The following is a 13909-nucleotide window of genomic DNA, read 5'->3' as shown; positions in this document are numbered from 1 at the left end:
GGAGCGTCTGCGGCTGAACCCCCTTTTCCGTGTTCACACCGTCTCAGCCGCCATTTTCGGTCGATTAAGTGTTGGATACTCAACGTTCAAAGCTGAGTAGGCGACGTAAACGAGCCCCGCCAGCACCGCGAGCGAGACGACCCCGGAGACGATCGTCCAGACGAGGCTCACGAGCGCGGAGACCACGCTGACGACGATACCGACCCCGATCAACACCGCGATCGCGATCGCCGCGTAGTAGAGGGCCTGCTTCCCGTCCATACCCCGGAATCGGGCTGCCGGCCGCAAATACCTTCTCCCGGAGACGCCGTCGCGCGGTTCGGTCCGTGCCCCCGGACTTTTGTCCGTGGCGCCGAACGTCAGACGGTGAGACCGCCGTGTGCGACGCCGCCCCGCCTGGATCCGACGCGCGGACGGAAGCGACCCGCAGAGCGATGCTTCGGCGGAGCGGGGCGCTCGCGGTCGGTGCGGTCGCGGCGACGGGGTCGGCCGCCCTCGCCGGTTGCGCCGGGCGCGGGAGCGGCGATGCCGGCGGAAACGACGGCTACGCCGCGGGGGCCGGCGCGGCCGCCGGTAGGGGGGACCCTCCGCTCGTCGCGCACCGCGGCTTCGCGGCCGAACACCCGGAGAACACGGTCGCGGCTATCGAGGCGGCGACGACCGTCGTCGACCGGGTCGAGCTCGACGTGCGCCGCTGCGGCACGGGCGAGCTCGTCGCCTTCCACGACGCGACGCTGGGGCGGGTGACGGACGCGACCGGTCGCGTCGGCCGGACCCCGGCGGGGCGGCTCGCCGAGCTCTCCGTCGAGGGGTCGGGAGAACCGGTGCCGACGCTCGCCGCGGCGCTCGACGCCGTGCCGTCGGACGCGTGGGTCCTGCTCGACCTGAAGGAGCGCGGCGTGGCGGCCGACGCGGTCGCGGCCGGCGCGGAACGCGACCACGGGCTCGCCGTCGCCGCCGACGACCCCGCGGCCATCGAGGCCGCGAACGCGGCCGACCCGACGGTCCCGACCGTCTACGGGGCCCGGGAGTCGGTCCCGGCGCGGCCGCTCAGGCCGCTGATCCCGGGGAGCCGAGCGGGGGTCGGACTGCCGAGGTGGGCGTATCCGCCGCAGGACGTGGCGGGGATCGTCGAGACAGCGACGGCACTGGGCTGTGCGGCGGTGTCGCCGCGGTACGAGCTGTGCCTCCGGACGGATATCGTCTCGCGGGCCGCGACCGCCGGGCTGCGGGTGCTGCCGTGGACGGTCGCCTCGGCCCGGGAGTACGGCGCGGTGGCGTCGGTCGACGGCGTCGGCGCCGTCGTCTCGGATGTCTCGCTGGGACGCCGGGAGCCGTGACAACCGAGACGAACGAGCGGCTCGCGGGCGGCAGAAGTGTTATTCGTGCGGCTCACGTCGCCCGAGAAAATGGATCGGGACGCCGACGCCGGCGACGGTGCGAGGGGGAGCGGGCCGGACGAAGCGCCCGGCGGGGCGCCCGCGAGCCGCGTCGACCGCCGGACCGTCCTCGGCGCGCTCGCGGGCGCCGGGAGCGCCGCGGTCGCGGGCTGTTCCGGCCCTGAGCCGGACGACGCGTCGACGACCGATCTCGACGCGGACCGGCTCGACGAACTCGCGGCGCGGTTCGCGCCGACGCTGTACTTCGACAGCGCCGAGCCGTGGTACCCGACCGACCCGCGACCGTACGCGAGCGAGGCAGACGGCGAGACGGTCGTCGACGGCTTCGCCGCGTTCGACGGCTACCACGAGCGGTACGACGAGGCGGGCGAGCCGCCGAACCCGACCGTCTTCTACAACGGGATGCGCTACGAGGACTCGCCGCTGGCGGTCGTCCAGTTCTGGCTCTACTCCGCGTTCGACCAGTTCACCGCGAACTTCCACTGGCACGACTGGGAGGTGCTCCACGTCTTCGTCGACCTCGACTCGGGCGACCCGCAGCTGTACGTCGCCAGCTCGCACTCGCGGAGCGTGCCCAACAACGAGTTCCTCGACCCCGACCCCGAGGTCGTCCCGCGGATCCTCCCCGAGCTCGGCTCGCACTCCAGCACGCTCTCGATCAACGAGATCCCGGACGGCTTCCGGCGCGTCGGCGAGGAGGGCCTGCTCGCCGACATCACCAACACGACGATCGACACGGTCGAGGACCTGCTCGGGATTCCGATCGCCTACGGTCTGCCCCGCGACGAGGGGGCCCGACTGCCGTTCGTCGTCCCCGAGTACGAAGGGGAGCCGATCTACGACCACCCTGACCTCCCGTCGGTCTCGGAGTCCTCGCTGGTCGACGGCGCGCTGACGGTCCGGTCGCTCGACGCGCTGCGTTCGCCGCCGACCGACCTGCCGCTCCGGGAGACGGGGATCGCCTTCCGACACGGCGAGCGCCCCGACGACGGTGACGACGCCGCGCTCGCCGCCGAGGCCGCCGAGTCCGTCGTCGAGTACGAGCTGGTGGAGAGCGCCGAGCTGGAGGACATCGACGCGTTCACCGGCCCGCAGCTCAGCTTCGAGTTCGCCGTGCCCGAGGCCGTCGAGGACGCGGTCGCGAGCCACATCACGACCACCGGGGTCCCGTGGGAGCAGCCGCGCTACGAGAACCCCGCGCTCGACGTCACTGCGGGGAACCACCGGTCCGAGATGGCGGACCGGTACGACGCGATCGCCGACGACCCGTCGTTCGGCGACGAGGCCGCCAGGGGGCTCGACGCCGTCGTCGCGCGCGTCACGCGGGCGACCGAGAGCGACGAGGCGCCCGACGGCGAGGGGTTGACCACGACCGAGTCGAGCGTCGAGTCGTTCGTGCTGATCGAGAGCGACCCGGAAGCGGTGCCGACGTTCGCCGGCGGCGTCGCGGTCGCGAACGGCGTCCCCGAGGGCGATCACCGCTTCACGGTCAACGGCGCCGGGCGGGCGCCCCACAGCGAGCGGCTGACCGTCGCGGCCGACGAGGCCGTGACGACCGCCGGCGTCGACGGCGAGATTCCGCTCGTCGCCCGCGAGAACGCGCGGAAGGTCGAGCTGTCGGACGCGGAGAGCGAGGTCGACCTGACCCGGACCGCGATCGAGGACGACTTCGCCGGGCGGATCTACGACTCCGCGATCGAGGGGAGCGACGCCGCCTACGTCCACGCCGGCGGCGCGTACACGACGGAGGTCCGCGACGACGACGACGAGGTCGGCGCGTACCGCGTCAACCCGGACCGGCCGGGGACGGGAGACGACGGCGACGAGGGAGACGGTCCGGACGCCGGCGACGACGCGATCCGGATCGAGCGCCCGGAGACCGGGGCGGCCCCGCTCGCGGGCTACGTCGCCGACGTGGCCGAGGAGACGCGCGCCGCGGCCGAGAGCGACGGCGGGGACGGAGACGGCGGCGCGGGCGGCGGGAGCGGCGGCGGAAACGACAGCGGCGGGAGCGGCGGCGGTTCGGGGGGCCCGTCGAACGCGGTCAACGGGCTCGAACGCGCCCTCGCGGCCGCGGTCGACGCCGCGGAGCGGGCCGAGGAGCGCGCCCGCGAGGGCGACGCCGAAGGGACGGAGCGTCAACTGGCGAACGTGCTCGACCGGATCGCCCGGATCGAGGAGCGGCTCGCGGCCGCGCGGGAGGGGCTCCCGCCCGGGCTCGCGAACGCGACCGGAAAGCGGGTCGAGCAGGCGACGAAGCGGGTCGAGCAGGCGAGGAACGCCGAGAAGCTGTAGGCCGCCAGCGCGCGGGCGCGCGCAACGACCGCGTCGCCCCGTGTCACGGCGCACCACTGGATGGAAAGCTATACGACGCAGAACCGACCACGAGTATATAAGCAGATGTCTCAGGAGAGATACGACCACGCGGCGGTCGAAGAACGGTGGCAGGAGGCGTGGGACGACGCCGACGTGTACCACGTCCCGGACGAGGCCTCGGACCCGACGTACGTCCTCGGGATGTACCCGTACCCGTCCGGGAAGCTCCACATGGGTCACGTCCGCAACTACACGATCACGGACGCGTACGCCCGGTACCGGCGGATGCGCGGCGACGACGTGCTCCACCCGATGGGGTGGGACGCGTTCGGACTGCCCGCCGAGAACGCCGCCAAGGAGCGTGACACCAACCCCCGCGACTGGACGTTCGACTGCATCGACACGATGAAGGGGCAGATGAAGTCGATGGGGTTCGGCTACGACTGGGACCGCGAGGTCACCACGTGTACCCCCGACTACTACCGGTGGAACCAGTGGCTGTTCCGCCGCTTCCACGAGGCCGGCCTCGTCGAGCGCCGCGACGCGGAGGTGAACTGGTGTCCCTCCTGCGAGACCGTCCTCGCCGACGAGCAGGTCGAGGGCGACGCGGAGCTGTGCTGGCGCTGCGACACCCCCGTCGAGACCCGCGAGCTCGACCAGTGGTTCCTGAAGATAACCGAGTACGCCGACGAGCTGCTGGACGCCATCGACGACCTAGAGGGGTGGCCGAACTCGGTCCGGCAGATGCAGCGCAACTGGATCGGCCGACAGCACGGCAGCGAGGTCGACTTCTCGATCGACGGGTACGGGGACGTAACGGCGTTCACGACCCGGATCGACACGATATACGGCGCGACCTTCTTCGCGATCGCCCCCGATCACCCGATCGCCGAGGAGCTGGCCGAGGAGGACGACGAGATCCACGAGTTCGTCCACCACGAGGCCGACCCCGACGGCGACGAGCCGAACGGGGTCGAGACCGGACTGACCGCGACCAATCCCGCCACCGGCGAGGAGATCCCGGTGTACGTCGCCGACTTCGTCCTCTCGGACGTGGGGACGGGCGCGCTGATGGCCGTGCCCGCCCACGACGAGCGCGACCACGCGTTCGCGACGGAGAAGGGCGTCGAGATCCGACCCGTGATCGCGCCGGAGTCCGACGACCCCGACGGCGAAGCGGTCCCGGACGCACCGGACGTGGAGGAGGCCGCATTCACGGAGGACGGCGTCCTAATCGGCTCCGGCAAGTACACCGGACTGGACAGCGAGACCGCGCGCGAGCGGATCACAGACGATATCAGGAGCGCCGAGCCGGCCACGCAGTACCAGCTGCGCGACTGGGGCATCTCCCGGCAGCGCTACTGGGGGACGCCGATCCCGATGGTCCACTGCGACGACTGCGGCGCGGTCCCGGTGCCCGACGAGGACCTGCCCGTCGAGCTGCCCGAGTTCATCAACACCACCGGGAACCCGCTCGACGCCGCCGACGAGTGGCAGGAGACGACCTGTCCGGAGTGCGGCGGGCCGGCGACCCGCGAGACCGACACGATGGACACGTTCGTCGACTCCTCGTGGTACTTCCTGCGGTACGTCTCGCCGGACCTGGCGGACGCCCCGTTCGACCTCGGCCGCGCGAACGACTGGATGCCGGTCGACCAGTACGTGGGCGGCATCGAACACGCCGTGATGCACCTGCTGTACTCGCGGTTCTTCACCAAGGTGTTGGCCGACGAGGAGGACCTCGACCACCGCGAGCCGTTCACCAACCTGCTGGCACAGGGGATGGTTCAGCTGGAGGGCGAGAAGATGTCCAAGTCGAAGGGGAACGTCGTCTCGCCGCAGCGGATCGTCGACGAGTACGGCGCCGACACCGCGCGGCTGTTCATGATGGAGGCCGCCCAGCCCGAGCGCGACTTCGACTGGTCCGAGGAGGGCGTCCGGTCCACCCACCGATTCCTGACCCGCCTCAGCGACCTCGTCGAGGCGCACGCCGCGGGCGACGTGGCGACGGCCGACCCCGACGCCGACCGCGATGAAATCGACGACTACGTCGCCGACGAGACCGACGCCGCGGTCGCCATCGCCGGCGCGGAGTACGACCACCTGACGTTCAACGTGGCGCTGCGGGAGGCGCAGGACCTCGTGGGGACGCTCCGGAGCTACCGCGAGCACGCCGACCCGCACCCCGCCGTCTTCGAGCGCGGCGTCGACGTCGCGGTCCGCCTGCTCGCCCCCGTCGCGCCCCACCTCGCCGAGGAGCTGTGGGAGTCGCTCGGCCGCGACGGGTTCGTCGCGGAGGCCGACTGGCCGACCGCGAGCGTCGACCGCGAGACGGTCGAACGCCGGCGCCGGCTGGTCGAGAACACCCGCGAAGACGTGCGCGACATCGTCGAGGTCGCCGGGATCGACGACCCCGAGCGGATCGACGTGGTCGTCGCGCCCGACTGGAAGTACGACGCGCTGGAGATCGCGATCGACAGCGACGCCGACAACCTGATCTCCGAGCTGATGGCCGAGAGCCACATCCGCGAGCGGGGCGACGACGCCGCCTCGTACGGGCAGGACCTCCAGGCGAACCGCGAGGCGCTCCGTGAGACGCTCGACGGCGACGCCGAACACGACGCCCTGCGAGCGGCCGCGTGGCTGATCGAGCGCGAGTTCGACGCCCCGGTCCGCGTCGAGCGCGCCGCGGACGCCGAGGAGGCCGTCGTCAGCAAGGCGGAGCCGGGCCGACCCGCGATCGACATCGTCGAGTAGGTCACCCGACCGTTTCGCGGCCCTCGCCGGACCCCGGAAACGCTTAGTCGCCGGCGCGGCGCCCTCGTGTATGGACGACTCGTACGCCCCCGCGCGCGACGCCCTCGCGGGCGAGGGACTCGGCGCCGACGACGGAGAGGACGCCGACCCCGCGGTGCTCGCCGCGCGACTCGACGAGGACGATCCGCTCGCGTCGTTCGCGGACCGCTACCGGGTCCCTGACGGTGTTCTCTATATGGACGGGAACTCGCTCGGCCCCGCGAGCGACGCCGCCCTCGCGAGCCTCGACCGCGTGGTCGACGAGTGGCGCGAGCTGCTCATCTCCGGGTGGACCGACGCCGACCCGCCGTGGTTCGATGTCGGCGAACGACTCGGCGACGCGCTCGCGCCGCTGGTGGGCGCGGAGCCGAGCGAGGTGGTCGTCGGCAACTCGATCACGGTGAACATCCACACCCTGATCGGCACGTTCCTCGACGAGCTGCTGGCCGGGAACGGGCCCGAACGCGAGGACGTCGCGGCCGCGGACGGAGAGTGGGCGCCGGACGGCGACCCGGACGCCGACCCCGCGGTCCTCGTCAACGAGCTCGACTTCCCCTCCGACCACTACGCGCTCCGGGCGCAGCTCCGGCAGCGGGGGATCGACCCGGACGAGAAGCTCCGGGTCGTTCCGAGCCGCGACGGGCGGACGATCGATCCCCGGGACATCGAGGCGGCGCTGGCGGCGCACGACGACGTGGGGATCGTGTTCATGCCGACCGTGCTGTACCGCTCGGGCCAGCTGTTCGACGTCGAGCGGATCGCGACGGCGGCCCACGAGGCGGGCGCGTACGCCGGCTTCGACGCCGCCCACTCCGCGGGCGCCGTCCCCCACGCGTTCGGCGACGCCGGCGTCGACTTTGCGGTGTGGTGTACGTACAAGTACCTCAACGCCGGACCGGGGTCGATCGGCGCGCTGTTCGTCGCCGAGCGCCACCACGGGCTCGACCCCGCGCTGGCCGGGTGGTGGGGCCACGAGAAGGCGACGCAGTTCGAGATGAACATGACCTTCACCGCGGCCGACTCCGCCGGCGCGTGGCAGATCGGCACGCCGCCGCTGCTTTCGGCCGCGCCGCTTGAAGGGTCGGTCGAACTCCTGCGCGAGGCCGGGATCGACCGCCTGCGGGCGAAGTCGCTCGCGCTCACCGACTTCCTCATCGCCCTCGTCGACGACCGGCTCCCGGGGGTCTCGGTGGGAACGCCCCGCGAACACGCCGCGCGCGGCGGTCACGTCGCCCTCGAACACCCCGAGGCCGAGCGGCTGAGCGAGGCGCTCAACGACCGGGGCGCGGTCGTCGACTTCCGACCGCCGAACGTGGTGCGGGTCTGCCCCGCGGCCTCCTACACCTCCTTTGCCGACGTGCTGGAGGTCGTCGACGAGATCGAGGCGATCCTCGACTCGGGGGCCCACGAGGCGTACGCGACGGGCGAGGGCGGCGTAACGTAGCGGGCGCGGCGCCGTGAGGGGCCGCGAGCGGGGTCGACGGGCGGTCTGTTCCCCGCGTTGACATCCGCAGTATTATTACTCTCAGTAACGTAAAGAGAAAAGAGCGAGATCATGGGAAGAGGTTCATCTACGAACGGTGCCGATCGGTTCGGATCGGACGGCGATGAGGTGACGAGCGTTTACGAGGCGATGTTTCAGGAGGCTGACGACGCGATCTTTCTCGTTGACGTGGCGCGGACGGACGGCGAGTACGAGTTCACGTTCAGGCAGAACAACACCGCACACCAGCGACAGACCGGGCTGACCGAGGACGCGATGTTCGGGAAGACGCCGCGGGAACTCCTCGGAGAGCAACAGGGGGCCGCGGTCGAGGCGAACTATCGGCTCTGCGTCGAGCGGGGGACGACGATCGAGTACGAGGAGCGGCTCGAGTTCCCGGGCGGGGCGACCGACTGGCAGACGAAGCTTACCCCGGTCGTCGACGACGGAACGGTGACGCAGATCGTCGGCGTCGCCCGCGACGTCACGCAACAGAAGGAGCGGGAGCGGGAACACCGGCGCACGCACCGGCGGTTCCAGACCGTCTTGGAGACGATGTCCGCGGCGGTGTTCCTGAAGGACACCGAGGGGCGGTACCTGCTGATGAACCAGGCGTGCCGCAACGTGTTCGACGTCGACGAGGACCCCGTCGGGATGACCGACGAGGAACTCTTCCCGGAGGCCGTCGCGGCGCAGGCCCGCGCTGACGACCGCCGGGTCGTTGAAGACGGCGAACGGATCGAAGTCGAGGAGACGGTGCCGACGCCCGCCGGAGAGAGCGTTCGGCTGACGCGGAAGTCCCCCGTGTACGACGAGGAGGGGGAGATACGCGGTGTGTGCGGCGTGTCGACCGACATCACCGAACAACGGGAGCGAGAGCGAGCGCTCCAACAGATCAAAGACCGCCTCGAACTCGCGGTCGAGGGCGCACAGATCGGCGTCTGGGACTGGGACATGGCCACCGACGAGGTCGAGTTCAACGACCGGTGGGCCCGGATGTTGGGCCACGCGCCCGACGAGATCGAACCGCACCTCGACGCGTGGGAGCGGCGCGTTCACCCCGACGACCTCGGGCCCGTCGAAGACGCCCTGTCGAGCCACATGGCCGGCGAGACGGAGCTCTACGACACGGAACACCGGATGCGCACCGCGGCGGGGGACTGGAAGTGGATCCGGGACGTCGGGAAGGTCGTCGAGCGCGACGACGACGGGAAGCCGGTCCGCGCGGTCGGGGTCCACCTCGACATCGACGACCAGAAGCGCCGGGAGGCGGAACTGGAACGCACGCGATCGGTCATCGAGCGCACCCAAGAGAGCGCGTCGATCGGCTGGTGGGAGGCCGATCTGGTCGAGGACTCGCTCACGTGGAGCGACGAGGTGTACCGGATCCACGAGGTTCCGCCCGACGACACGATCCGCCTAGAGGACGGGCTCAGCTTCTACCACCCGGACGACCGCGACGCCATCGAGGCGGCGTTCGACCGCCTGACCGAGGCGGGCGAGTCGTACGACCTCGAACTCCGCATCGTGACGGAGTCCGATCGGACCAAGTGGGTGCGGGCGATCGGCGATCCGCAGTACGACGACGCGGGAAACGTCGTCGGGGCGCTGGGGCTGTTCCAGGACGTCACGGAGCGGAAGGAGTACGAGCGGGCCATCGAGGCGACGCGCGAGGAGCTCCGGCGGATCATCGACCTCGTGCCCGATCTGGTGTTCGTGAAGAACCGGGAGGGCGAGTACCTGCTGGCCAACGAGGCGACCGCGGCGGCGTACGGGAAGACGCCGGAGGAGGTAGAGGGCAAGTCCGAGGCGGAGATCATCCCCAGCGCCGAGGACTCCGAGGCGTTCAGACAGGACGACCTCGCCGTGATCGAGTCGGGCGAGCCGAGGACGATAGACGAGGAGACGCTGACCACGGCGGACGGGGAGACGCGCATCCTCCAGACGACGAAGATACCCTACGAGGTTGCCGAGACGGGCGAAGACGCCGTCCTTGGATACGCCCGCGACGTGACCGAGCTCAAGCAGTACGAGCGGACGCTCGAAGAGCAGCGGGACAACCTCACGCTGCTCAACCAGGTCGTCCGCCACGACATCAGAAACCAGCTGATGGTGGTCGAGTCGTACACCGGACTCCTCGAGGACGCGCTCGTCGACGACCAGAGCCGGACCTACGCGCGGACGGTCATCGAGGCGGCGAAGCAGGCGGCGGACATCACGGAGACCGCCAGGGACGTCACCGACGTGCTGCTACAGGCCGGCTCCGACCTGACGCCGATGAACCTCCGAGCCGAGCTCAACGGACAGATCGAACAGGTCCGGTCGGAGCAGGACCGGGCGACGGTCACGGTGAGCGAGTCGATCCCGGACGTGACGGTGGCGGCGGACGACCTGCTGGAGGCGGTGTTCCGGAACCTGCTGACGAACGCGGTCGTCCACAACGACAAGGAGAGGGCCGAGATCACGGTCTCGACGCGCGTCGCGGACGACTCGGTGCGCGTGTCGATCGCGGACAACGGCCCCGGGATCGACGACGACCACAAGGAGGACATCTTCCAGGAGGGCGCGAAGGGGCTCGAGAGCGGCGGGACGGGGATCGGTCTGTACCTCGTCGAGACGCTCGTCGACAAGTACGGCGGCGACGTGTGGGTCGAGGACAACGAGCCGACAGGGAGCGTGTTCGCCGTCGAACTGCCCCTCGCGAACTGATCGGCGCGCGCGAGGCGGGCGCCGTGCGTCGCCGTCCCGCGCGTCACCATCCAGCGCGTCGCCGTCGCCGCGCGTCTCCATTCAGCGCGTCGCCGTCGCCGCGCGTCGCCGCCGCCTCACGTCGACCGTGCGCGTCGCGCGGGGCGACGGGCTTAATCGCCCGAGCGCCCAAGGTCCGACGATCAGACAATGGCGGAATCGTCGGGCATGGACGCGTTCGCGCACCTCGGGAGCGATATCCGCGAGGCGCTCTCCGACCGGGGCTTTTCCACGCCGACGGAGCCCCAGCGCGAGGCGATCCCGCCGCTCGCCGACGGGCGGAACGCCCTCGTCCTCGCGCCGACGGGGACCGGGAAGACGGAGACGGCGATGCTCCCCGTCTTCGACGCGATCGTCGCGGCCCGCGACGCGCCCGGCGACCCGCCGCGGGAGGGTATCTCCGCGCTGTACATCACCCCGCTGCGCGCGCTCAACCGCGACATGATGGACCGGCTTGAGTGGTGGGGCGACCGCCTCGGCGTCGAGGTCGCGGTGCGCCACGGCGACACCACGCAGTACGAGCGGTCGAAGCAGGCCGACGACCCGCCCGACGTGCTCATCACGACCCCGGAGAGCCTCCAGGCGATCCTCACCGGCTCGAAGATGCGGGTCGCCCTGGAGGACGTGGCGCACGTCGTCATCGACGAGGTCCACGAGCTCGCCGCGGCGAAGCGGGGCGCCCAGCTCACGGTCGGCCTCGAGCGCCTCCGCCGCGTCGCGGGGCCGTTCCAGCGCGTCGGCCTCTCCGCGACGGTCGGTGACCCCGAGGAGGTCGGGCGCTTCCTCGTCGGCACCGGCAAGCGCGACCCCGACCGCCCCGGCGACCGCGCGTTCGAGACGGTCGAGGTCGCGGCCGGGACTCGGACCGACGTGCGCGTCCTCGATCCGGCGATCACGGACCGCGATACCACGCTCGCCGGCGAGCTCGCGGTCGACGAGACGACCGCGAGCCACGTCCGGACGATCCGCGAGATCGTCGCCGAGAACGAGTCGACGCTGATCTTCGTCAACACGCGCCAGACCGCGGAGGCGCTCGGCTCGCGGTTCAAGACGCTCGCCGAGAACGAGCGGGAGGCCGCCGAACGCGACGGGCGGGACGACGCCGCCGACCCCACGGAGATCGAGCTCCACCACGGATCGCTCTCGAAGGAGGTCCGGGTCGACGTGGAAGACCGGTTCAAGTCGGGCGATCTGGACGGGCTCGTCTGCACCTCCTCGATGGAGCTCGGGATCGACGTGGGGCGCGTCGACCACGTGGTCCAGTACGGGAGCCCCCGCGAGGTGGCCCGGCTGCTCCAGCGCGTCGGCCGCGCGGGCCACCGCCGCGACCTCGTCTCGGAGGGGACCGTCGTGACGCAGGGAGACGACGACACGCTCGAAGCGATGGCCATCGCGCGGCGCGCCGGCGAGGAGCTCGTCGAGCCCGCGAACATCCACCACGGGAGCCTCGACACGGTCGCCAACCAGATCGTCGGGCTCGTGATGGACGAGGGCGAGGTCCACGCCCGGGAGGCGTACCAGACGATCACGAACGCCTACCCGTTCGCCGACCTCTCGGAGCCCGAGTTCCAGGAGGTCGTCCGCGAGCTCGACGGGAACCGCCTGCTGTGGCTCGACGAGGAGACGGACACTCTCGAAAAGTCGGGCGGCACCTGGCAGTACTTCTACGCGAACCTCTCGATGATCCCCGACGAGTCCACCTACGAGGTGTACGACATGTCCTCGCGGCGGGGTATTGGCACCCTCGACGAGCAGTTCGTCGTCAACTTCGCCGGGCCGGGCGAGACGTTCGTCCAGCGCGGCGAGATGTGGCGGATCACCGAGGTCGACGAGGAGGAGGAGCGCGTGAACGTCACGCCGATCCCCGACCCGACCGGCGAGGTCCCCTCGTGGGTGGGCCAGGAGATCCCCGTCCCGAAGCCAGTCGCCGAGGAGGTCGGCCGGATCCGAGGCGAGGCCGCGGCCGCCCTAGCGGCCGGCTCCACGCCGACGGCGGTCGCCGCCGACCTCGCCGAGCGCTACCCGACCGACGAGGAGACGGTCGCGGCCGCGCTGAAGGCGGTCGTCGACCACGTCGACGCCGGCCACCCCGTCCCGACCGACGAGCGGATCGTGATCGAGGGGAGCGCCCGCACCGTCGCGGTCAACGCCGCCTTCGGCCACGAGGTCAACGAGACGCTCGCGCGGTTGCTCGCTGCGCTCGTCGGCCAGCGCGCCGGCTCGTCCGTCGGGATGGACGTCGACCCGTACCGGATCGAGTTCGAGGTGCCGAACGGCGTCAGTCCCGGAACCTTCCGCGAGGTGCTGGAGACGACGGACCCCGACCGGCTGGAGACGTACCTCGAACTCGCCGTGAAGAAGTCGGACGCGCTGAAGTTCACGCTCGCGCAGGTCGCGGCGAAGTTCGGCGCCGTCAAGCGGTACAAGGAGGGGCGCGGCCGATTCGGCGGCGACCGCCTGCTCGCGGCCCTCGAAGACACTCCCGTCTACGACGAGGCGCTCCGTGAGGTGTTCCACGCCGACCTCGCGGTGCCGGAGACCGCGGACCTGCTCGCGGCGCTCCAGCCGGACGACGGGGGACGGGACGGCCCGCTCGACCTCACTATCGCCCGCGAGCGCACCCCGCTCGGCACCGCGGGTCGCTCCGCCGGCACGGAGTTCCTCGTCCCCGACAACGCCGACGCCGACGTGATCGAGACGGTCAAAGAGCGCATCCGGGACGACCGAGTGATCCTCTTTTGTCTCCACTGTACGGACTGGAAGCACACGACGAAGGTCCGGCGCGTCCGCGACCAGCCCGAGTGCCCCGAGTGCGGGTCCACCCGGGTCGCGGCACTCAACCCGTGGGACGACGAGACGGTCGCCGCGGTGCGCGCGGCCAAGAAGGACGACGAGCAGGAGCGCCGCACCGAGCGGGCGCACCGCGCCGCGAGCCTCGTCCAGACGCACGGGAAGCGGGCGGTGATAGCCCTCGCGGCGCGCGGTGTCGGGCCCCACAACGCCGCGCGGATCATCAATAAGCTCCGCGAGGATGAGGACGAGTTCTACCGCGACGTGCTCCGCCAGGAGCGCGAGTACGCGCGCACGCAGTCGTTCTGGGACTGACCAACGGCGGCCCGGACCGCGCCGAACCGCTCCCCCGTCCGGACTCCCGTTTTTAAGTTGC

General features: G+C 71.2%; 7 protein-coding genes. 6 read left to right on the top strand and 1 reads right to left on the bottom strand.

The features are described 5' to 3' along the window. Positions 1-33 precede the first annotated feature (33 nt). Complete coding sequence (locus Z052_RS02655; protein WP_099288759.1) at positions 34-261, bottom strand: hypothetical protein; 228 nt, start codon at positions 259-261, stop codon at positions 34-36. A 116-nt stretch (positions 262-377) separates the two neighbouring features. On the opposite strand from Z052_RS02655, the gene Z052_RS02650 reads away from it, so the two are divergent. The 6 genes from Z052_RS02650 to Z052_RS02625 all read left to right on the top strand — a co-directional run bounded on the left by Z052_RS02650 (position 378) and on the right by Z052_RS02625 (position 13848). Next, entirely contained in the window at positions 378-1340 is a 963-nt protein-coding gene (locus Z052_RS02650; RefSeq protein WP_241897876.1) for a glycerophosphodiester phosphodiesterase, read from the top strand. A gap of 69 nt (positions 1341-1409) precedes the next feature. Then, the gene (locus Z052_RS02645; protein WP_099288757.1) at positions 1410-3695 is read left to right on the top strand and encodes a hypothetical protein; all 2286 of its coding nucleotides are present in this window, start codon (positions 1410-1412) and stop codon (positions 3693-3695) included. Positions 3696-3800: 105 nt separating this feature from the next. Continuing rightward, positions 3801-6473, top strand: a complete 2673-nt coding sequence (gene leuS, locus Z052_RS02640; protein ID WP_099288756.1) for a leucine--tRNA ligase — start codon at positions 3801-3803, stop codon at positions 6471-6473. A 70-nt stretch (positions 6474-6543) separates the two neighbouring features. Continuing rightward, the gene (gene kynU, locus Z052_RS02635) at positions 6544-7956 is read left to right on the top strand and encodes a kynureninase (RefSeq protein WP_099288755.1); all 1413 of its coding nucleotides are present in this window, start codon (positions 6544-6546) and stop codon (positions 7954-7956) included. Positions 7957-8067: 111 nt separating this feature from the next. Then, entirely contained in the window at positions 8068-10704 is a 2637-nt protein-coding gene (locus Z052_RS02630; RefSeq protein ID WP_099288754.1) for a PAS domain-containing protein, read from the top strand. 189 nt (positions 10705-10893) lie between these two features. After that, positions 10894-13848 carry a DEAD/DEAH box helicase gene (locus Z052_RS02625; RefSeq protein ID WP_186279038.1) on the top strand — a complete coding sequence of 985 codons (2955 nt, stop codon included), beginning with the start codon at positions 10894-10896 and terminating at the stop codon, positions 13846-13848. The last annotated feature ends 61 nt before the right edge of the window (positions 13849-13909 follow it).

The organism is Halorubrum sp. C191 (assembly GCF_002727095.1).
Taxonomy (GTDB): domain Archaea; phylum Halobacteriota; class Halobacteria; order Halobacteriales; family Haloferacaceae; genus Halorubrum; species Halorubrum ezzemoulense.
The sequence above is the reverse complement of the archived record's forward strand: the minus strand, read 5'-3'. Positions and strand labels throughout refer to the sequence as shown.